Annotated in this window: 17 protein-coding genes; 14 read left to right on the top strand and 3 right to left on the bottom strand. The window is 62.6% G+C overall.

Going from position 1 to position 21,920, the window contains the following annotated elements; genetic code table 11:
- Positions 1-28: 28 nt before the first annotated feature.
- Genes WA302_RS09185 through baeR form a run of 6 tightly spaced genes read left to right on the top strand, consistent with a single transcriptional unit; the run spans position 29 to position 11,014 of the window.
- The gene (locus WA302_RS09185; protein ID WP_025303859.1) at positions 29-1,282 is read left to right on the top strand and encodes an MdtA/MuxA family multidrug efflux RND transporter periplasmic adaptor subunit; all 1,254 of its coding nucleotides are present in this window, start codon (positions 29-31) and stop codon (positions 1,280-1,282) included.
- Positions 1,282-4,401, top strand: a complete 3,120-nt coding sequence (locus WA302_RS09180) for an MdtB/MuxB family multidrug efflux RND transporter permease subunit (protein WP_049209523.1) — start codon at positions 1,282-1,284, stop codon at positions 4,399-4,401. Before WA302_RS09185 ends, WA302_RS09180 begins: the two co-directional genes overlap by 1 nt.
- Positions 4,398-7,478 carry a multidrug efflux RND transporter permease subunit MdtC gene (gene mdtC, locus WA302_RS09175; RefSeq protein WP_261439108.1) on the top strand — a complete coding sequence of 1,027 codons (3,081 nt, stop codon included), beginning with the start codon at positions 4,398-4,400 and terminating at the stop codon, positions 7,476-7,478. Before WA302_RS09180 ends, mdtC begins: the two co-directional genes overlap by 4 nt.
- A 10-nt stretch (positions 7,479-7,488) precedes the next feature.
- A complete protein-coding gene (locus WA302_RS09170; RefSeq protein WP_262237516.1) occupies positions 7,489-8,919 on the top strand; it encodes an MFS transporter in 1,431 nt (476 codons plus the stop codon).
- Complete coding sequence (baeS, locus tag WA302_RS09165; protein WP_049204856.1) at positions 8,916-10,298, top strand: two-component system sensor histidine kinase BaeS; 1,383 nt, start codon at positions 8,916-8,918, stop codon at positions 10,296-10,298. The genes WA302_RS09170 and baeS overlap by 4 nt, the downstream gene beginning before the upstream one ends.
- Entirely contained in the window at positions 10,298-11,014 is a 717-nt protein-coding gene (gene baeR / locus WA302_RS09160; protein WP_004941568.1) for a two-component system response regulator BaeR, read from the top strand. Before baeS ends, baeR begins: the two co-directional genes overlap by 1 nt.
- Before the next feature lie 7 nt (positions 11,015-11,021).
- Here baeR and WA302_RS09155 read toward each other — a convergent pair whose 3' ends face one another.
- Positions 11,022-11,411: a type II toxin-antitoxin system VapC family toxin gene (locus tag WA302_RS09155; RefSeq protein WP_043137970.1), complete on the bottom strand. Its 390-nt coding sequence runs from the start codon at positions 11,409-11,411 to the stop codon at positions 11,022-11,024.
- A 3-nt stretch (positions 11,412-11,414) separates the two neighbouring features.
- Positions 11,415-11,678: an antitoxin gene (locus WA302_RS09150; RefSeq protein WP_262237513.1), complete on the bottom strand. Its 264-nt coding sequence runs from the start codon at positions 11,676-11,678 to the stop codon at positions 11,415-11,417.
- A 337-nt stretch (positions 11,679-12,015) separates the two neighbouring features.
- On the opposite strand from WA302_RS09150, the gene WA302_RS09145 reads away from it, so the two are divergent.
- Both WA302_RS09145 and trhP read left to right on the top strand, forming a co-directional pair.
- Positions 12,016-12,354, top strand: a complete 339-nt coding sequence (locus WA302_RS09145) for a YegP family protein (RefSeq protein WP_016926703.1) — start codon at positions 12,016-12,018, stop codon at positions 12,352-12,354.
- Positions 12,355-12,532: 178 nt separating this feature from the next.
- The gene (trhP, locus tag WA302_RS09140; protein ID WP_025303865.1) at positions 12,533-13,885 is read left to right on the top strand and encodes a prephenate-dependent tRNA uridine(34) hydroxylase TrhP; all 1,353 of its coding nucleotides are present in this window, start codon (positions 12,533-12,535) and stop codon (positions 13,883-13,885) included.
- A gap of 216 nt (positions 13,886-14,101) precedes the next feature.
- On the opposite strand, the gene WA302_RS09135 is transcribed toward trhP, so the two are convergent.
- Positions 14,102-14,323 carry a hypothetical protein gene (locus WA302_RS09135; protein ID WP_262237511.1) on the bottom strand — a complete coding sequence of 74 codons (222 nt, stop codon included), beginning with the start codon at positions 14,321-14,323 and terminating at the stop codon, positions 14,102-14,104.
- Positions 14,324-14,352: 29 nt separating this feature from the next.
- Here WA302_RS09135 and yegS point away from each other — a divergent pair, with 29 nt between their 5' ends.
- From yegS to WA302_RS09105, 6 genes are all read left to right on the top strand, one after another.
- Positions 14,353-15,258: a lipid kinase YegS gene (gene yegS, locus WA302_RS09130; protein WP_197791343.1), complete on the top strand. Its 906-nt coding sequence runs from the start codon at positions 14,353-14,355 to the stop codon at positions 15,256-15,258.
- Between the two features lie 168 nt (positions 15,259-15,426).
- The gene (manD, locus tag WA302_RS09125; protein ID WP_025303867.1) at positions 15,427-16,641 is read left to right on the top strand and encodes a D-mannonate dehydratase ManD; all 1,215 of its coding nucleotides are present in this window, start codon (positions 15,427-15,429) and stop codon (positions 16,639-16,641) included.
- A 5-nt stretch (positions 16,642-16,646) separates the two neighbouring features.
- Positions 16,647-17,663: a Zn-dependent oxidoreductase gene (locus WA302_RS09120; protein WP_164066269.1), complete on the top strand. Its 1,017-nt coding sequence runs from the start codon at positions 16,647-16,649 to the stop codon at positions 17,661-17,663.
- A 91-nt stretch (positions 17,664-17,754) separates the two neighbouring features.
- On the top strand, positions 17,755-19,044 hold the full coding sequence (locus WA302_RS09115) for an MFS transporter (RefSeq protein WP_336063639.1): 1,290 nt from the start codon (positions 17,755-17,757) through the stop codon (positions 19,042-19,044).
- A 52-nt stretch (positions 19,045-19,096) separates the two neighbouring features.
- Positions 19,097-20,602, top strand: coding sequence for a mannitol dehydrogenase family protein (locus tag WA302_RS09110; protein WP_336063638.1), 1,506 nt, complete (start codon positions 19,097-19,099; stop codon positions 20,600-20,602).
- Complete coding sequence (locus WA302_RS09105) at positions 20,583-21,914, top strand: MFS transporter (protein ID WP_089181210.1); 1,332 nt, start codon at positions 20,583-20,585, stop codon at positions 21,912-21,914. Before WA302_RS09110 ends, WA302_RS09105 begins: the two co-directional genes overlap by 20 nt.
- The last annotated feature ends 6 nt before the right edge of the window (positions 21,915-21,920 follow it).

Genomic DNA, 21,920 nt, shown 5'->3' with positions numbered 1-21,920 from the left:
CTGCCTTTTGGAGAGAATTTTCACCACCATGAATGCAAAACCCCAACGTCGTTCCCTGCTGCTGCGCCTGCTGGTTGCGGCGATTGCGATCATCGTCGCCGTTCTGGCCTGGCGCCATTTCAGCGCCGCCCAACCGACCGCTGGGACGACGCCGGGCGCGCACCAGGCCGCCGGTAAAACGGGAGCGGGCCGCGCGGCGGGCGGCAGACGCGGTGCGCCGATGTCGCCGGTGCAAGCGGCGACCGCCACGCAACAGACGGTGCCACGCTATCTTTCCGGCTTGGGCACCGCCACCGCCGCCAATACCGTGACCGTCACCAGCCGGGTCGATGGCCAACTGATGGCGATCCACTTTACCGAAGGCCAGCAGGTCAAAGCCGGCGATCTGCTGGCGGAAATCGATCCCCGGCCATTCCAGGTTCAGTTGACCCAGGCTCAGGGGCAGTTGGCAAAAGATCAGGCCACGCTGGCCAACGCCCGACGCGATCTGGCGCGCTATCAGCAGCTGGTGAAAACCAATCTGGTGTCCCGTCAGGAGCTGGATACGCAGGCCTCGCTGGTGCAGCAGACCGAAGGCGCGATCAAGGCCGATCAGGGCGCGGTCGACAGCGCCAAACTGCAGATCACCTACAGCCGCATCACTGCGCCAATCGACGGCCGCGTCGGCCTGAAACTGGTCGACGTCGGCAACTACGTTACCAGCGGCAGCACCACCGGTCTGGTGGTGATCACGCAGACGCACCCGATCGACGTGGTGTTCACGCTGCCCGAAGGCAACATCGCCGATCTGCTCAAGGCGCAAAAAGCCGGGCCGGTGAGCGTCGAAGCCTGGGATCGCACCAACCAGAACAAGCTGACGACCGGTTCGCTGCTGAGCCTGGACAACCAGATTGATACCGCCACCGGCACCATCAAGCTGAAAGCGCGCTTCGCCAACGAAGATGACGCGCTGTTCCCCAATCAGTTCGTCAACGCGCGGCTGCAGGTGGATACCCTGCACGATGCGGTGGTGATCCCGACCGCTGCGCTGCAGATGGGCAACGAGGGCAACTTCGTTTGGACGCTCGGCGAAGACAACAAGGTCAGCAAACATCGGGTCACCGCCGGCGTGCAGGACAGCCGGCAGGTGGTGATCAGCGCCGGCCTCAACGCCGGCGATCGGGTAGTGACCGACGGCATCGATCGCCTGACCGAAGGCATGCAGGTGGAAGTGCTCGCGCCGAGCGAAGCGCCGGCGGCGGCCAACGCCAAGCGCGAACCTGACGTTCAGAGGAAGTCCTGATGCAGGTGATGCCTCCCAACGCCGGCGGCGGTCCGTCCCGCCTGTTTATTCTGCGTCCGGTCGCCACCACGCTGCTGATGGTGGCAATATTGCTAGCGGGGATTATCGGTTATCGCGCGCTGCCGGTGTCCGCCCTGCCGGAGGTGGATTACCCCACTATCCAGGTGGTGACGCTGTACCCCGGCGCCAGCCCGGACGTGGTGACCTCCGCCATTACCGCGCCGCTGGAACGCCAGTTCGGCCAGATGTCCGGCCTGAAGCAAATGGCGTCGCAAAGCTCCGGCGGCGCCTCGGTGGTCACACTGCAGTTCCAGCTGGCGCTGCCGCTCGACGTCGCGGAGCAGGAAGTGCAGGCGGCGATCAACTCCGCCACCAACCTGCTGCCGACCGATTTGCCCTACCCGCCGATCTACAGCAAGGTTAACCCCGCCGATCCGCCGATCCTGACGCTGGCCGTGACCTCCACCGCCATGCCGATGACGCAGGTGGAAGACATGGTGGAAACCCGCGTGGCGCAAAAAATTTCTCAGGTGACCGGCGTCGGCCTGGTGACGCTGGCCGGCGGCCAACGCCCGGCAGTGCGCGTAAAATTGAACGCGGCGGCGGTCGCCGCCTATGGCCTGAACAGTGAAACCATTCGCGCCGCCATCAGCAACGCCAACGTCAATTCGGCGAAAGGCAGCCTTGACGGCCCGACCCGATCGGTCACCCTCTCCGCCAACGACCAAATGAAATCTGCCGACGACTATCGCCAGCTGATCGTCGCCTATCAGAACGGCGCGGCGATCCGCCTGCAGGATATCGCCACCATCGAACAAGGGGCGGAAAATACCCGACTGGCGGCCTGGGCCAACAAGCAACAGGCGATCGTGCTGAACATCCAACGCCAGCCCGGCGTCAACGTCATCACCACCGCCGACAGCATCCGCGAAATGCTGCCGACGCTGATTAAAAGCCTGCCCAAGTCAGTCGACGTCAAGGTGTTGACCGATCGCACCACCACCATCCGCGCCTCGGTCAGCGACGTGCAGTTCGAGCTGCTGCTGGCGATCGCGCTGGTGGTGATGGTGATCTACGTGTTCCTGCGCAACGTACCGGCGACCATTATCCCCAGCGTGGCGGTGCCGCTGTCGCTGGTGGGCACCTTCGCCGCCATGTACTTCCTTGGCTTCTCCATCAACAACCTGACGCTGATGGCGCTGACCATCGCCACCGGCTTCGTGGTGGACGACGCCATCGTGGTGATCGAGAACATCTCGCGCTACATCGAGAAAGGGGAAAAACCGCTCGACGCCGCGTTGAAAGGGGCCGGCGAGATCGGCTTCACCATCATCTCTCTGACCTTCTCGCTGGTGGCGGTGCTGATCCCGCTGCTGTTCATGGGCGACATCGTCGGCCGCCTGTTCCGCGAGTTCGCCGTCACGCTGGCGGTGGCAATTTTGATCTCCGCCGTGGTGTCGCTGACGCTGACGCCGATGATGTGCGCACGCATGCTCAGCCACGAATCGCTGCGCAAGCAGAACCGTTTTTCCGCCGCCTCCGAACGCTTTTTCGACCGGGTGATCGCGCAATATGGCAAGTGGCTGAAAACGGTGCTTAACCATCCCTGGCTGACGCTCGGCGTGGCCGTGGGCACGCTGGCGCTGACGGTATTGCTGTACCTGCTGATCCCGAAAGGTTTCTTCCCGGTGCAGGACAACGGCATCATTCAGGGCACGCTGGAGGCGCCGCAGAGCGTCTCGTTCAGCAACATGGCCGAGCGCCAGCAGCAGGTCGCGGCGCAGATCCTCAAAGATCCGGCGGTGGAGAGCCTGACCTCGTTCGTCGGCGTCGACGGCAGCAACGCCACGCTCAACAGCGGCCGGCTGCAGATCAACCTGAAGCCGCTGAGCGAACGCAGCGAGCGCATTCCGGCGATCATCAGCCGCCTGCAGCAGCAAACGGCGCAGTTCCCCGGCGTGAAGCTGTATCTGCAACCGGTGCAGGATCTGACCATCGATACCCAGGTCAGCCGCACCCAGTACCAGTTCACCCTGCAGGCAATGTCGCTGGACGATCTCAGCCTGTGGGTGCCGCAGCTGATGGATGAGCTGAAGCAAACCCCGCAGCTGGCGGACGTCACCAGCGACTGGCAGGATCAGGGGCTGGTGGCCTATGTCAACGTCGATCGCGATTCGGCCTCCCGCCTCGGCGTCACCATGAGCGACGTGGACAATGCGCTGTACAACGCGTTCGGCCAGCGCCTGATCTCCACCATCTACACCCAGGCCAATCAATACCGCGTGGTGCTGGAGCACGACGTCAGCACGACACCGGGGTTGGCGGCGCTCAATGAGATCCGTCTGAGCGGCAACGACGGCGCCGTGGTGCCGCTGAGCGCCATCGCCAAAATCGAAGAGCGCTTCGGCCCGCTGTCGGTGAACCATCTCGACCAGTTCCCGTCGGCCACCGTTTCGTTCAACGTCGCCGACGGCTACTCGCTCGGCGAGGCGGTCGACGCGGTCACCCAGGCGGAAAAAAATCTCAATATGCCAAGGGACATCACCACCCAATTCCAGGGGGCGACCCTGGCCTTCCAGGCGGCGCTCGGCAGCACGCTGTGGCTGATTTTGGCGGCGGTGGTGGCGATGTACATCGTGCTGGGCGTGCTGTATGAAAGCTTCATTCATCCGGTCACCATCCTCTCCACCCTGCCGACCGCCGGGGTCGGCGCCCTGTTGGCGCTGATGTTGGCCGGCAGCGAGCTGGACGTGATCGCCATCATCGGCATCATCCTGCTGATCGGCATTGTGAAGAAGAACGCCATCATGATGATCGACTTCGCGCTGGCGGCGGAACGCGAGCAGGGTTTATCGCCGCGCGACGCCATCTATCAGGCCTGTCTGCTGCGTTTCCGGCCGATCTTGATGACCACGCTGGCGGCCTTGCTCGGCGCGCTGCCGCTGATGCTGAGCACCGGCGTCGGCGCGGAGCTGCGGCATCCGCTCGGCGTCTGTATGGTCGGCGGTTTGATCATGAGCCAGATCCTGACGCTGTTCACCACGCCGGTGATCTACCTGCTGTTTGACAAGCTGGCGCGCAACACGCATCGCCAGCTGGATACGCAGGAGCTGCCGTGAAATTCTTCGCCCTGTTCATTCACCGGCCGGTGGCCACCACCCTGCTGACGCTGGCCATCGCCATCAGCGGCGCGATCGGCTTTCGCCTGCTGCCGGTGTCGCCGCTGCCGCAGGTGGATTTTCCGGTGATTTCGATCAGCGCGTCGCTGCCGGGCGCCTCGCCGGAAACCATGGCGTCCTCGGTGGCGACGCCGCTGGAGCGCGCGCTGGGCCGCATCGCCGGGGTTAACGAAATGACCTCGATGAGTTCGCTCGGCAGTACCCGCGTCATTTTGCAGTTCGATCTCGATCGCGACATCAACGGCGCCGCGCGCGACGTGCAGGCGGCGATCAACGCCGCGCAAAGCCTGCTGCCGACCGGCATGCCGAGCCGCCCCAGCTACCGTAAGGTCAACCCTTCCGACGCGCCGATCATGATCCTGACGCTGACCTCGGACACCTACAGTCAGGGGCAGCTTTACGATTTCGCCTCCACCCAGCTGGCGCAGAAGATCAGCCAGACCGAGGGCGTCGGCGACGTTTCCGTAGGCGGCAGCTCGCTGCCGGCGGTGCGGGTGGAGCTGAACCCTTCGGCGCTGTTCAATCAGGGCGTGTCGCTGGACAGCGTGCGGCAGGCCATCGCCAACGCCAACGTGCGCCGTCCGCAGGGCGCCGTGGAAAACCCGCAGCAGCGCTGGCAGATCCAGGCCAACGACGCGCTGAAAACCGCCGATGCTTATCGTCCGCTGATCATTCATTACAACAACGGCTCGGCGGTGCGTTTAGCCGACGTGGCCGAGGTCAAAGACTCGGTGCAAGACGTGCGTAACGCCGGGATGACCGACGCCAAACCGGCGATCATTCTGGCCATCAGCCGCGCGCCGGACGCCAACATCATCGAAACCGTCGATCGCATTCGCGCCGAGCTGCCCGCCCTGCAGGAGAATATCCCGGCCTCGATTCAACTCAACGTCGCGCAGGATCGTTCGCCAACCATCCGCGCGTCGCTGGCCGAGGTGGAACAGTCGCTGGCGATCGCCATCGGGCTGGTGATCCTGGTGGTGTTCATCTTCCTGCGCTCCGGGCGCGCCACGCTGATCCCGGCGGTCGCCGTGCCGGTGTCGCTGATCGGCTCGTTCGCCGCCATGTATCTGTGCGGCTTCAGCCTCAACAACCTGTCGCTGATGGCGCTGACCATCGCCACCGGCTTTGTGGTGGACGACGCCATCGTGGTGCTGGAAAACATTTCCCGCCACGTCGAGGCCGGCATGAAACCGATCAACGCCGCGCTGCTGGGCGCGCGGGAAGTAGGCTTCACCGTGCTGTCGATGAGCATTTCGCTGGTGGCGGTGTTTATCCCGCTGCTGCTGATGGAAGGCCTGCCCGGCCGGCTATTCCGCGAGTTCGCCGTCACCCTGTCGGTATCGATCGGGCTGTCGCTCATCGTCTCGCTGACGCTCACGCCGATGATGTGTGCCTATTTGCTGCGCCACCAGCCGGCGCGTTCGCAGCGGCGCGCGCGCGGCTTCGGCAAAATGCTGCTGGCGCTGCAGCAGGGTTACGGACGCTCGCTGAACTGGGTGCTCGGCCACTCGCGCTGGGTGCTGGCGGTGTTCCTCGCCACCGTTGCGCTCAACGTCTGGCTGTATATCAGCATCCCGAAAACCTTCTTCCCTGAACAGGATACCGGGCGTCTGATGGGCTTTATCCAGGCCGACCAAAGCATTTCGTTCCAGGCGATGCGCGGCAAACTGGAAGACTTCATGAAAATCGTGCGCGAAGATCCGGACGTGGAAAACGTCACCGGTTTTACCGGCGGCTCGCGCACCAACAGCGGTTCGATGTTCATCTCACTGAAACCCCTGTCGGTACGCAGCGACGACGCGCAGAAAGTGATCGCCCGCCTGCGTGCCCGCCTGGCCAAAGAGCCGGGCGCCAGCCTGTTTCTGATGGCGGTACAGGATATCCGCGTCGGCGGCCGGCAGGCCAACGCCAGCTACCAATATACGCTGCTGGCGGACGATCTCGCCGCGCTGCGCGAATGGGAGCCGAAGATCCGCACCGCGCTGGCCGCATTACCCGCGCTGGCGGATGTCAACTCGGATCAGCAGGATAAAGGCTCGGAGATGGATCTGGTCTACGATCGCGAAACCATGGCGCGCCTCGGCATTTCGGTGTCCGACGCCAACAACCTGTTGAACAACGCCTTCGGCCAGCGACAGATTTCGACCATCTATCAACCGCTCAACCAATACAAAGTCGTGATGGAAGTGGCGCAGCCCTACACTCAGGACGTCAGCTCGTTGGACAAAATGTTCATCATCAACAACGAAGGCAAGGCGATACCGCTCTCCTACTTCGCCAGTTGGCGACCGGCCAACGCGCCGCTGTCGGTCAACCATCAGGGGCTGTCCGCCGCCTCGACCATCTCCTTTAACCTGCCGGACGGCGGCAGCCTGTCGGACGCCACCGCGGCGGTAGAGCGCACCATGACTCAGCTCGGCGTGCCGTCCACGGTGCGCGGCGCGTTCGCCGGCACCGCCCAGGTATTCCAGGACACCCTGAAGTCGCAGCTCATCCTGATCCTGGCAGCGATCGCCACGGTGTATATCGTGCTCGGCGTGCTGTATGAGAGCTATATCCATCCGCTGACCATCCTTTCCACGCTGCCTTCCGCCGGCGTGGGGGCGCTGCTGGCGCTCGAGCTGTTCGGCGCACCGTTCAGCCTGATCGCGCTGATCGGCATCATGCTGTTGATCGGTATCGTGAAGAAAAATGCCATCATGATGGTCGACTTCGCGCTCGAAGCGCAGCGCAATGGCGGCATCAGCGCCCGCGAGGCGATTTTCCAGGCCAGCCTGCTGCGTTTCCGGCCGATCATGATGACCACGCTGGCGGCGTTGTTCGGCGCGCTGCCGCTGGTGCTGACCCGCGGCGACGGCGCGGAGCTGCGCCAGCCGCTCGGCATCACCATCGCCGGCGGCCTGGTGATGAGCCAGCTGCTGACGCTGTACACCACCCCGGTGGTCTACCTTTACTTCGACCGGCTGCAGGCGAAGTTCCGCCGCAACAAGCAACTGGCCCCGTTGCCCCATTAATGGCCGACTGATGCTGATGAAACACACCGCCACGGTACGCTGGCAACTCTGGATAGTGGCATTCGGCTTCTTTATGCAGACGCTAGATACCACTATCGTCAACACTGCCCTGCCCTCGATGGCCGCCAGCCTGGGGGAGAACCCGCTGCGCATGCAGTCGGTGATCGTCTCCTATGTGCTGACGGTGGCGGTGACGCTGCCGGCCAGCGGCTGGCTGGCGGACAAGGTCGGCGTACAGCGGGTGTTTTTCAGCGCCATCGTGCTGTTCACCCTCGGCTCCCTCCTCTGCGCCCGCTCGGAAACCCTGAACGAACTGATCGCCTCGCGCGTGCTTCAGGGCGTCGGCGGCGCGATGATGGTGCCGGTCGGCCGTCTGACGGTGATGAAAATCGTGCCGCGCGAGCAGTACATGGCGGCGATGACCTTCGTAACGCTGCCAGGCCAAATCGGCCCGCTGATGGGGCCGGCGCTGGGTGGCTTCCTGGTGCAATACGCCAGCTGGCATTGGATTTTCCTGATCAATATTCCGGTGGGTATCGTGGGCGCCATCGCCACGCTGCTGCTGATGCCCAACTACCAAATGCAGACCCGCCGCTTCGACGTCAGCGGCTTTATCCTGCTGGCGATCGGCATGGCGTCGCTGACGCTGGCGCTCGACGGCCACAAAGGCATGGGGCTGTCCGGCGGCGCCATCGCCGGCCTGGTGGCGCTGGGCGTGGCGGCGCTGTTGGGGTATGTTTGGCATGCTTACGGCAATAGCCGCGCCCTGTTCTCGCTGCGGCTGCTGCGCACCCCGACTTACAAGATCGGACTGCTGGCCAGCCTGCTGGGGCGCATCGGCAGCGGCATGCTGCCGTTCATGACGCCGCTGTTTCTGCAGGTGGGCATGGGCTTCTCGCCGTTCCACGCCGGGCTGATGATGATCCCGATGATCATCGGCAGCATGGGCATGAAGCGCATCGTGGTGCAGGTGGTCAACCGCTTCGGCTACCGCAACGTGCTGGTGGCCGCCACGCTGCTGCTGGCGCTGGTCAGCCTGAGTTTCCTGCTGGCGGCGATGCTCGGCTGGCTGTGGCTGCTGCCGGTGGTGCTGTTCTTCCAGGGGATGGTCAACTCGCTGCGCTTCTCGGCGATGAACACCCTGACGCTGAAAGATCTGCCGGACCGGCTGGCCAGCAGCGGCAACAGCCTGCTGTCGATGGTCATGCAGCTGTCGATGAGCCTCGGCGTCAGCGTCGCCGGCATCTTGATCGGCAGCTTCGCCCATCACCAGGTGGTGGCCGATAGCCCAGCCATTCACAGCGCATTTATTTACAGCTACTGCTGTATGGCGTTGATTATCGCCCTGCCCGCGCTCGCCTTCGCGCGCGTGCCGGCCGATAGCGCGCCCAACCGCACGCTGACCAAAGAGCCGGGTACCGGCTCAACGAGGTTGCAATGAGGATAGGCATTACCGGGAAGCTGTTCCTGGCCATTTTCGCTACCTGCATGCTGGTGTTGATCACCATGCATTGGGGGGTGCGCGTCAGCTTTGAGCGCGGCTTTATCGATTACATCAAGAGCAGCAACGAGCAGCGCATCAACATGCTGAGCGAAGCGCTGGAGGAACAGTACAGCCATCATGGCAATTGGATATTCCTGCGCAACAACGATCAGGTGGTCTACCAAATCATGCGTTCGTTCGAACAGAACAGCGACAGCAGCCACAATCTGCCGCCCAAGGGCTGGCGCACCCAGTTTTGGGTGGTGGACAGCCAGTTCAATCGGCTGGTCGGGCATTCCGGCCCGTTGCCGAAAGAGGGGCCGCGCCATCCAATCCGCTATAACAACGAGATCGTCGGCTGGGTGCTCACCACCCCGGTCGAGCGCCTGACGCGCAATACGGACATCAACTTCGATCGCCAGCAGCGGCGCACCAGTTGGATTATCGTCGCGCTCTCCACCCTGTTGGCAGCGGCAGTGACCTGGCTGCTGTCGCGCGGCATGCTGGCCCCGGTCAAGCGCCTGGTGGCGGGCACCCACCGCCTGGCGGCGGGCGATTTCACCACCCGCGTGGCGGTCAGCAGCCAGGATGAACTGGGCAGGCTGGCGCACGACTTCAACCAGTTGGCCACCTCGCTGGAAAAAAACGAGCAGATGCGTCGCGCCTTTATGGCCGACGTGTCGCACGAGCTACGCACGCCGCTGGCGGTGCTGCGCGGCGAGCTGGAGGCGCTGCAGGACGGCGTGCGCCAGCCGACGCCGGCGTCGCTCAGCTCGCTGCAGGCTGAGGTATCCACCTTGACCAAACTGGTCGACGACCTGCACCAGCTGTCGCTCTCCGATCTCGGCGCGCTGGCCTATCGCAAGGCGCAGGTGGACTGCGTGCACCTGGTGCAGATCGCCGTCGCCGCCTTCCGCGAACGCTTCCGCGCCAAAGGGCTGGAGATCGTCACCCATCTGCCGGCCCAGGCGCCGCTGTTCGGCGATCCCGATCGCCTGAACCAGCTGTTCAATAACCTGTTGGAAAACAGCCTGCGTTACACCGACGTCGGTGGCCGGCTGGAGATCGGCGCCGAGCTGCAGCCGGGGAGACTGATCCTCTGCTGGCAGGACAGCGCGCCGGGCATCAGCGATCAGCAACTGACGCGCATTTTCGAACGCTTCTATCGGGCGGAAGGTTCACGCAACCGCGCCAGCGGCGGCTCAGGGCTGGGGTTGGCGATCTGCCACAACATCGTGGAAGCGCACGACGGGAAAATCCGCGCCGAGCATTCGCCTTTAGGCGGCGTGCGCATTACAGTAGAATTTGCTACCCCGATAAAAAATAAGGCGCCCTGATGGACATTCAGAATCAACCCGTGCAGATCATGATTGTTGAAGATGAGCCCAAGCTGGGCCAGCTGCTGGTGGATTATCTGCAGGCGGCGGGCTACGCCACCCGCTGGCTGACCAACGGTAATGAAGTGGTGCCGACCGTGCACCAGCATCCGCCGGCGCTGATCTTACTCGACCTGATGTTGCCAGGGGCCGACGGCCTGACGGTGTGCCGCGAGCTGCGCCGCTTCAGCGACGTGCCCATCGTGATGGTGACGGCGAAAATCGAAGAGATTGACCGCCTGTTGGGATTGGAGATCGGCGCCGACGATTACATCTGCAAACCCTACAGCCCGCGTGAAGTGGTGGCGCGAGTGAAAACCATCCTGCGCCGCAGCTATCGGCCGCAGGAGAACGCGCGGGAAGATGACCTGCTGCACATCGATGAACCGCGCTTCCAGGCCAGCTATCAGGGGCAGTTACTGGATCTGACGCCGGCGGAGTTCCGCCTGCTGAAAACGCTGGCCAGCCAGCCAGGCAACGTGTTTTCTCGCGAGCAGCTGCTGAACAACCTGTACGACGACTACCGGGTGGTCACCGACCGCACCATCGACAGCCACATCAAAAACCTGCGCCGCAAGCTGGAACTGATCGACGGGGAAAAATCCTTTATTCGCTCGGTATACGGTGTGGGCTACCGCTGGGAAGCCGAGCCCTGCCGGCTGATGAATGGGGTTTAGAGGGAAATCAGCGCGTCCAGTCTTCAACCGCCAACCCGGGCACCATGGCGAATGCGCGATCGTTGGTCACCAGCGTCGCGCCACGGCTCTGCGCGTGAGCGGCGATCAGTTGATCCATCGCGCCCATGATTTTGTCCTTTCTCACCATGTTTGCCCGCATTTCACCGTAGCAGCGGGCGGCCTCGCGATCCCATGCATAGACCGTCACCGCAGCAAGAAAGGCCTCGACCATGCTTTGCAACGCCTTGTTCCGCCGTTTGGCCACACCGTAAAGCAGTTCCGCCTCCGTGACGCTGGAAATACATACGGCAGAAGGCGGGAGCTTTTGCATGACGTTAAGCACCTGCGGATGCTGCCGAAACAAGTGGCTGACGGTGTTGGTATCAAACATGTACATCGCCTACTCTTCCTCTGAGAATGGATCGCGGTCTGCAACCCCTTGCTGACGATCTTCCGCGCCAAGAAACTCTTGCGGCACCGGCGTTTGGGCGATAATGCTCAGCAGCGGTGCCCAGCTGTCCGGCTTTGCTGGATATTTGGATAAAATCACGTTTCCCTCCCGATCGCGACGGATATACACACGATCCATATCAAATTCAAATTCCACCGGTAACCTCACCGCCTGATTTCTACCGTTTTTAAACAGCTTGGCGATTCTTTCCATCTCGACACTCCACAGCAGGCATAGGCCAAAGCATATGCCTGCAGCGCGTCGATGCCAAGATCTATCGCTCACTTTTCACTCACCTTTACGTAGCGGGCAAACGGTAACGCGCAATGCTGCTCGATGAAACCACGTAATTGTCATTATGCGGCGCACTGCGCAATCACCGCGCCTTTCCTTAGCTTCCCGTGCGGCGCCGGGCTCACCGAATGAAAACTCCGCGCCGGCGCAAAAAAACTGCGCATTTTTTCGACTAAGCTGCAGTGAGGTTTAGCCGCCGATTTTCAAGCGATTGGCTACACTTACATCACGAATCGGAACCTACAGGAGAAGAACCATGGCAATCGGTCATTACGAGCTGAAAAAAGCAAAGAACGGACAGTACCACTTCAACCTGAAAGCCAGTAACGGCGAAATTATTCTGGCCAGCGAGATGTATGCCAGCAAAGCCTCGGCGGAGAACGGCATCGCCTCGGTGCAGACCAATTCACCGCACGAAGCGCAGTACGAACTGAAGCACAGCGCCAGCAATCAGCCCTATTTTGTGCTGAAGGCCAAGAACCATCAGGTGATCGGCGTCAGCGAAATGTACAGCTCCGAAAGCGCGGCCAAAAACGGTATCCAGTCGGTGACGAAAAACGGCCCGACCACCGATATCCGCGATTTGAGCGCCTGATCCCCCGTTTCGCCCGCGCGGTGGCCGCCACCGCGCGTTTTCCGTTTGACCGGGATCAATCTCCCTTGAATAAATCCGGTTAACTGCTGATTTCTTGCCGCGCTGCGGCTACAATCCCCCGCTTTTACTGCGCCATCAGGTGGCGTGGTGCTGACCTGAAATCAGACCGAGACACACTATGTTTACACCGGAACTTCTCTCCCCGGCCGGAACGCTGAAAAACATGCGTTACGCCTTTGCCTACGGCGCCGATGCGGTTTACGCCGGCCAGCCGCGCTACAGCCTGCGGGTACGCAACAACGAGTTCAACCACGAGAATCTGGCGCAGGGTATCAACGAAGCGCATGCGCTGGGCAAAAAATTCTACGTGGTGGTGAACATCGCCCCGCACAACGCCAAGCTGAAAACCTTCTTGCGCGATCTGAAGCCGGTTATCGATATGGGCCCGGATGCGCTGATCATGTCCGATCCTGGCCTTATCATGATGGTGCGCGAAGCCTTCCCGCAGATGGACATCCACCTGTCGGTGCAGGCCAATGCCGTTAACTGGGCGACGGTGAAGTTCTGGAAGCAAATGGGCCTGACCCGCGTGATCCTGTCGCGCGAACTGTCGCTGGAAGAGATTGCCGAGATCCGCGCCGAAGTGCCGGACATGGAGCTGGAGATCTTCGTCCACGGCGCGCTGTGCATGGCCTACTCCGGCCGCTGCCTGCTGTCCGGCTACATCAACAAACGCGATCCCAATCAGGGTACCTGCACCAATGCCTGCCGCTGGCAGTACAAGGCGGAGGAAGGCAAAGAGGACGACACCGGCAATATCGTGCACCTGCACGAACCGATCCCGGTGCAGACCGTCGAGCCGACGCTGGGCATCGGCGCGCCGACCGACAAGGTGTTCATGCTGTCTGAAGCGCAAAAGCCAGGTGAATATATGAGCGCCTTCGAAGACGAACACGGCACCTATATCATGAACTCCAAGGATCTGCGCGCCATCCAGCACGTGGAGCGTCTGACGCAGCTCGGCGTGCATTCGCTGAAGATCGAAGGGCGCACCAAGTCCTTCTACTACTGCGCCCGCACCGCCCAGGTCTACCGCCGCGCCATCGACGACGCCGTTGCCGGCAAACCGTTCGATCCGACCCTGCTCACCACGCTGGAAGGCCTGGCGCACCGCGGCTATACCGAAGGCTTCCTGCGCCGCCACGTGCACGAAGCGCAGCAGAATTACGAATACGGCTCTTCGCTCTCCGAGCGCCAGCAGTTCGTCGGCGAGTTCACCGGCGTGCGCCGCGAAGGCTGGGCGGAAGTCGACGTGAAGAATAAATTCTCACTCGGCGACAGCGTCGAGATGATGACGCCGGGCGGCAACGTGCTGTTCACCCTCGAAAGCATGCAAAATAAGAAAGGCGAGCCGATTGAGGTCGCGCCGGGCAACGGCCATATCGTTTATTTGCCGATCCCGCAGGATATTGATCTCAATTATGCATTGCTGATCCGCAATTTGGCGGAAGAAAATAGCGCCGGAGCCTAACAATCAATCGCCGTCATTCGGCGGCGATTTTTAGCAAATATTAGAATTGGATCACATCAATGTGCCCGCAGCTTGGTTACTATCACGCTGCTTAAAACGAACAACGAAAATATTTGCATAGCAATACTAGGAACCACCTCCTTAGCCGGCCCAATCTCCCTTGGGCTGGCTTTTTCTTTATGGGTCCGCCATTGCCGCCGGTGCGCCTATTTTTCATTACGTTTTCCCGTTATCCATTTTAATAAGAATAATAACGCCACATCGATATATAAATAACGCTATAGCGATTAATCCTGCCGCCATTAAAATCCCGCTTATTGTCAGGTTAAATTCAGATAAATTCGCATCGTCTTCATATTCACGGCACAATAGGAAATAACCGGAATTAGCTGAATATTCTGATGGCTTGGCGGCGTAGGCTGGTTTATCTTGAGGCATTCTTGGTTTTCCGCCGGAGGAGATCGGTAATGCCTCAACACTCACATGCAGCCGCCCTGCTTATTCTCAACGGCAAGGGCGCCGGCAACGAAGAACTGCGTCAGGCGGTCACACGGCTGCGCGAAGAGCAAATCACGCTGTACGTGCGCGTGACCTGGGAGCACGGCGACGCCGCGCGCTACGTCGCGGAAGCTGCACAACTCGGCGTCGGCACCGTCGTCGCCGGCGGCGGTGACGGCACCATCAACGAAGTGGCCGCCGCGCTGGTGCAGCTGCCGGCGCATAACCGGCCGGCGCTGGGCATTCTGCCGCTCGGCACCGCCAACGACTTCGCCATGGCGTGCAATATCCCCCCATCCCCCGAACTGGCGCTGCAGCTGGCGATCAAGGGCCGCTCGGTACCGATCGATCTGGCGAAGGTCAACGGCGAGCGCTACTTCATCAACATGGCCACCGGCGGCTTCGGCACCCGCATCACCACCGAGACACCGGAGAAGCTGAAGGCAGCCTTGGGCGGCGTGTCCTACTTCTTGCACGGCTTGCTGCGCATGGATACGCTGCAGGCCGATCGCTGTGAAATCCGCGGGCCGGACTTCCGCTGGGCCGGCGAAGCATTGGTGATCGGCATCGGCAACGGCAAGCAGGCCGGCGGCGGCCAGGAACTGTGCCCCAGCGCGCTGATCAACGACGGCCTGCTGCAGCTGCGCCTGCTGATCGCCGATGAACTGCTGCCGGCGCTGGTCGCCGCCCTGTTCAACGACGAAGAGAGCAACAGCATCCTCAGCGCGGCGCTGCCGTGGCTCGAGATCGACGCGCCGCATGAGATGACCTTCAACCTCGACGGCGAACCGCTCAAAGGCCGCCATTTCCGCATCGAAGTGTTGCCGCAGGCCATCGAATGCCGCCTGCCGCCTAACTGCGCCCTGCTGGGCTGACCTTGTCGGGCGCAGCCGCTGCGCCCCACTTCTTCCCCTCCGTTCATCCGCTTCCACTCGCGATCAAATGTGATCCTCTCCGGCAAATTCATCAATTCATACTTGTATGGTAGTTAGTTCATGACGTATTTTCGCGCTATCTCTCCGCAGCTACAGGATGTGAAGGTTATGAAAATCGTCAACGCCGAGGTGTTCGTCACCTGCCCGGGGCGCAACTTTGTCACACTGAAAATCACCACCGATGACGGCATCATCGGCCTCGGTGACGCCACGCTGAACGGGCGCGAATTGCCGGTGGCCTCTTACCTGAAAGATCACCTCTGCCCGCAGTTGATCGGCCGCGACGCGCAGCGGATCGAAGACCTCTGGCAATTCTTCTACAAAGGCGCTTACTGGCGGCGCGGCCCGGTGACCATGTCGGCCATTTCCGCCGTCGACATGGCGCTGTGGGACATCAAGGCCAAGGCCGCCAACATGCCGCTGTATCAGCTGTTGGGCGGCGCCTCACGTTCGGGAGTGATGGTGTATTGCCATACCACCGGCCACTCGATCGACGAGGTGCTCGACGACTACGCCAAACATAAAGAACAAGGCTTCAAGGCGATCCGCGTTCAATGCGGCGTGCCCGGCATGAAAACCACCTACGGCATGGCCAAGGGCAAAGGCCAGGCCTATGAGCCGGCCACCAAGGGTGACTGGCCGGAAGAGCAGCTGTGGTCGACGGAAAAATACCTCGATTTCACCCCCAAACTGTTCGACGCGGTGCGCAACAGGTTCGGCTTCAACGAGCACCTGCTGCACGACATGCACCACCGCCTGACGCCAATTGAAGCGGCGCGCTTTGGTAAAAGCGCCGAGCCGTATCGCCTGTTCTGGATGGAGGATCCGACGCCGGCGGAAAATCAGGCCTGTTTCCGCCTGATCCGCCAGCATACCGTCACGCCGATCGCCGTCGGCGAGGTGTTCAACAGCATCTGGGACTGCAAACAGCTGATCGAAGAACAGCTGATCGACTACATCCGCACCACCCTGACGCACGCGGGCGGCATTACCGGCATGCGGCGCATCGCCGACTTCGCCTCGCTGTATCAGGTGCGCACCGGTTCTCACGGCCCTTCCGATCTGTCGCCGATCTGCATGGCGGCGGCGCTGCACTTCGATCTGTGGGTGCCAAACTTCGGCGTGCAGGAATACATGGGCTATTCCGAGCAAATGCTCGAGGTGTTCCCGCACAGCTGGACGTTCGACGACGGCTATATGCATCCGGGCGACAAGCCGGGCATCGGCATCGAGTTCGATGAGAAGCTGGCGGCCCGTTACCCCTATGAACCGGCCTACCTGCCGGTCGCGCGTCTGGAGGATGGCACCTTATGGAACTGGTAAACACCATGCGCAGCGTCGTGATCGAACAGCCCGGGCGCCTGGCGCTGCAGACGCGCGCGCTGCCACAGCCGGCGGCCGGCGAAGTGCGGGTCAAGGTGAAATTCGCCGGCATCTGCGGCTCCGACGTCCATATCTATCACGGCCATAACCCGTTCGCCCGCTACCCGCGGGTGATCGGCCACGAGTTCTTCGGCCTGATCGATGCTCTGGGCGAAGGCGTCGATCCGGCGCGCCTCGGCGAACGCGTCTCGGTAGACCCGGTGGTGAGCTGCGGCCACTGCTATCCCTGTTCGGTCGGCCGCCCCAACGTCTGCACCTCGCTGCAGGTGATCGGCGTGCACCGCGACGGCGGCTTCAGCGACTACGCCTGCGTGCCGGCACGCAACGCCTATCCGGTTCCGGCCGCCATCAGCGATCGCCACGCCGCGATGATCGAACCCTTCACTATCGCCGCCAACATTACCGCCCATCTGCAACCGCGCCCCGACGACATCGCGCTGATCTACGGTGCCGGGCCGATGGGGCTCACGGTGATCCAGACGCTGAAAGGCGTGTACGGCGTCAAGCAGGTGTGGGTCGTCGATCGCATCGCCGAACGGCTGGACATGGCACGCGCCAACGGTGCCGACGAAGTATTCAACAACGCCGAGGCCGCATTGCCGCAGGCGCTGCAGCAGCGCGGCGTTCAGCCGACGCTGATCGTCGATGCCGCCTGCCACCCCGCCATTTTGCCGGAGGCGATCGCGCTGGCTTCGCCGGCGGCGCGCATCGGCATCATGGGCTTTTCCGGCGACGCTTGCACCCTGACCCAGCAGAGCATCACCAGCAAGGAGCTGTCGATCTTCTCCTCGCGCCTGAACAGCGCGCGCTTCCCACAGGTGATCGCCTGGATGGCGGACGGCAAGCTAGACCCGCAGCGGCTACTCACCCACTGCGTGCCCGCCGGCGACGTCGAACGGGCAATGCAGATGTTCGAGCGGGATCAGCGCACCTGCTGCAAGGTACTGCTGCAGTTCGAGTAACGTCACGGCAGCATCGGGGCATGGGGCGGCACCCGCCGCCCGTGCAAACAACGAAGCATCACGATTAAAACGACACCCAGTGGAGTGCTTTATGTTTAAAAACCTGCGTTGGACCATCGTGTTCCTGCTGTTCATGGTCTACATGATCAACTACCTCGATCGCGTGGCGCTGTCGATCACCGTGCCGATGATCGAACAGGATCTGATGCTGAACGCCGAACAGTTCGGCCTGATCTTCGGCAGCTTCTTCTTCGGCTACGCCATCTTCAACTTCGTCGGCGGGCTGGCGGTCGACCGCTTCGGCCCGACGCTGGTGCTGGGCGTGGCGGTCGGCCTGTGGTCCATCTTCTGCGGCATGACGGCGATCGCCACCGGCTTTTACTCAATGCTGATCCTGCGCGTCCTGTTCGGCATGGCCGAAGGGCCGATCTGCGCCTCGGCCAACAAGATGATCAACGGCTGGTTCCCGAAGAAACAGGCGGCGACCGCTATGGGCCTGCTCAGCGCCGGTTCACCGTTGGGCGGCGCGGTGGCCGGGCCGATCGTCGGCTATCTGGCGCTGGCGTTCGGCTGGCGGCCGGCGTTTATGATCATCTGCGCCATCGGCATCATCTGGATGCTGGTGTGGTTCTTCGTGGTGGCGGATAACCCGGCGAAAAGCCAACGCGTCAGCAACGAAGAACGGGCGCTGATCGCACAGTTGAAACAGGAAAATCTCGGCGAGGAAAGCGCGCTGAGCGACGCCGCTCACGGGCTGGGTTACTATCTGAAGCAGCCGATCATTCTGGTCACCGCCTTCGCCTTCTTCTGCTACAACTACATCCTGTTCTTCTTCCTGAGCTGGTTCCCCTCGTATCTGGTGCAGGCGCACAACCTGAACATCAAAGAGATGAGCCTGACCACGATGATCCCGTGGATCGTCGGCTTCGTCGGGCTGGCGCTCGGGGGCTATATTTCCGACAAGATCTTCAACATCACCGGCAAATTGCTGCTGTCGCGCAAGATCGTGCTGGTCACCAGCCTGCTGGCGGCGGCGGTGTGCGTGGCGTTGGCGGGCACCGTCAGCAGCGTGGTGCCGGCGGTGATGCTGATGTCGGTGTCGATCTTCTTCCTCTACATTACCGGCGCTCTCTACTGGGCGATTATCCAGGACGTGGTGCATAAATCCCGGGTCGGCGGCGCCAGCGGGTTCATTCATTTGATCGGCAGCGTCTCCGGCATCATCGGGCCGATCGTCACCGGCTACATCGTGCAGAACACCGGCAAATTCGACAGCGCCTTTATGCTGGCGGGCGGCGTCGCCGCGCTGGGCGCGCTGCTGGTGCTACTGGTGATCAAGGCGCCGCGCGCAACGGCGGGCGTGCAAATCTTAAAACCCTAACGCCAGACGGGGCGGCTTCGCCCCTTTGCTTACCTCTCCAGGGACATTGAACATGAGACTTTCCGACCACAGCGCGCTGCCGGCCGCCGTTATCCGGCCCGGCTACGCACGTGAGCGCGTGAAACCGCGCATGGCGCATATCGGCTTCGGCGCGTTTCACCGCGCGCACCAGGCGATGTACGCCGACAGGCTGGCCAGCGAGTACGGCAGTGACTGGGGCTACTGCGAAATCAGCATGCAGCACGGCCAGCAAAAGATCGCCGACCTACGGCAACAGGACCTGCTGTTCTCGGTGGCGGAGATGGACGACGACGGCTGGCGGGGCCGGGTCATCGGCGTGGTTCGCCAGGCGCTGCACTTGCAAACCGACGGGCTGGCGGCGGTGCTGGCGGCCCTGACACAGCCTGAGATCGCCATCGTCTCGCTGACCATCAGCGAAAAGGGCTATTGCTACCACCCCGCCAGCGGTCGGCTGATGGAGGAACACCCGGCGATCGCGCACGATATCGCCCACCCGGCACAGCCGCAGTCGGCGCCGGGGCTGCTGCTGGCGGCGCTGCGCCTGCGCCGTGAACGCGGGCTGCTGCCGTTCGCCGTGATGTCCTGCGATAACATGCCGGCTAACGGCCGGGTCACGCGCCAGGTGCTGGTCGAACTGGCGCAGCGGCAGGATCCGGCGTTGGCCGACTGGGTGCGTCAAGAGGTCGCCTTCCCTTCCACCATGGTGGATCGCATCGTGCCGGCGGTAACGCCGGAGGCCCGCCGGCAGTTGCGCACCTGGCTGGGCGGCGTCGAGGATGACGTCGGCGTGGCCTGCGAGCCGTTCAGCCAGTGGGTCATTGAGGACCGATTTCCTCAGGGGCGCCCGGCCTGGGAAAAGGCCGGCGCCGAACTGGTGAGCGACGTGCTGCCGTACGAGGAGATGAAGCTGCGCATGCTGAACGGCAGCCATTCCTTCCTCGCCTACCTCGGCTACCTGGCCGGTTATCAGCACGTCGGCGACTGTATGCAGGATGCGGATTTTGTCCGCGCCGCCCGTCACCTGATGCTGGCGGAACAGGCGCCGACCCTGCAAGTGCCGAACGTCGATTTGGCGCAGTATGCCAATTCGCTGCTGCAGCGTTACCGCAACCGCGCGTTGAAGCACCGCACCGCGCAGATCGCCATGGACGGCACGCAGAAACTGCCGCAGCGGCTGTTGGACGCGATCCGCTGGCATCTGGCGCGTGGCAGCCGCTTCGACTGCCTGGCGCTGGGCGTCGCTGGCTGGATACGCTACGTCGGCGGCCGCGATGAACAAGGCGGGCCGATCGATATCAGCGATCCGCTGCGCGAGCGCCTCGCCGCGTTGGTCGCCGGCAGCGAGGAAGGCCGGCCCCGCGTCCTGGCGCTGCTGCAACTCGACAGCGTCTTCGGCCACGATCTGCCCGATTCGCCTGACTTCGTCCGCGCCGTCAGCCACGCTTATCATCAACTGCTGAGCCTGGGGGCCAAAGCCGCCGTCGCCGCTCTGCCGCTTACCGACCGGGAGGTTTCCGATGACCGTCACCACGCATAACGCCGTCAATACCGGCAATCAACCGCTGCTGCGGCGCGTCGCCAGCGCTTCCGCCATCGGCACCGCCGCCGAATATTATGATTTCTTCGCTTACGGCACCGCCGCGGTGCTGTTCTTCGGCCAGCTGTTTTTCCCCAGCGCCGATCCGCTGATCAGCACGCTGGCGGCCTTCGCCACCTACGCGGTCGGTTTCCTGGCGCGCCCGCTGGGCGGCATCGTGTTCGGCCACATCGGCGATAAGGTCGGCCGCAAGAAGGCGCTGGTGATCACCATCCTGATCGTCGGCCTCGGCACCTTCTGCATCGGCCTGCTGCCCACCTATGAGCAGATCGGCATCTGGGCGCCGCTCGCGCTGATCTTTATCCGCGTGCTGCAGGGCTTCGGCGTCGGCGGCGAACAGGCCGGCGCGGTGCTGATGACCGCCGAATATGCGCCGCCGCCCCGGCGTGGCTTCTACGCCAGTTGGGTGCAGATCGGCGCGCCCGCAGGTTTCCTGCTGCCGTCCGGGCTGTTCGCGCTGCTGACCGCCGTGCTGTCGCCGGCGCAGATGCTGGACTGGGGCTGGCGCATTCCGTTCCTGCTCAGCCTGCTGCTGGTGCTGGTCGGGCTGTTTATTCGCCTGAGGATCGACGAATCGCCGGTGTTTACCCAGATCCGCGCCACCAAAGCGGTGGAGAGCCGGCCGGTGGTGGAAGTGGCCCGCCGCTATCCCGGCCTTATCGGCAAAGGGGTATGTGCCAAGCTGATCGAAGCCTGCGCCTTCGCCATGTTCACGGTGATCGTACTGGCCTACGGCAAAGCCAACCACCTCAACGAAAGCATTCTGCTGGAGGCGATGATCGTGGCGGTGCTGCTGGAGATTTTCGCCATTCCGCTGATGGGCCGCCTCTCCGATCGGCTGGGGCGCAAACCGGTGTACATCGCCGGCGCGCTGCTGCAGGTGGTGTGCATCGTGCCGTTCTTTATGGCGATCAACCTCGATAGTTTCTGGGTGACGCAGATCGCCATGATCGTGGTGCTGACCTTCGGCCACAGCATGTGCTACGCGCCGCAGGCCTCCTACTTCCCGGAGCTGTTCCCCACCCGCGTGCGCTGCAGCGGCATCGCGCTGATCTGGCAGATCGGCTCGCTGATCGGCAGCGGCATTCTCGGGCTGTTGGCGGTGAAGATCCTGCAGGTGACCGGCGGCCACTACTACGGGCTGGCGGGGTACATGATGGTGCTGGGCGTGGTGTCGGCCATTGGCCTGAGCCTGATGCCGGAAACTGCGCCAGCGCGGCGCAAGCAGGAATATCAGGATTGGCATCACTGAGTTACC

This window comes from Serratia sp. 201, from assembly GCF_037027545.1.
GTDB lineage: Bacteria > Pseudomonadota > Gammaproteobacteria > Enterobacterales > Enterobacteriaceae > Serratia > Serratia bockelmannii.
The sequence above is the reverse complement of the archived record's forward strand: the minus strand, read 5'-3'. Positions and strand labels throughout refer to the sequence as shown.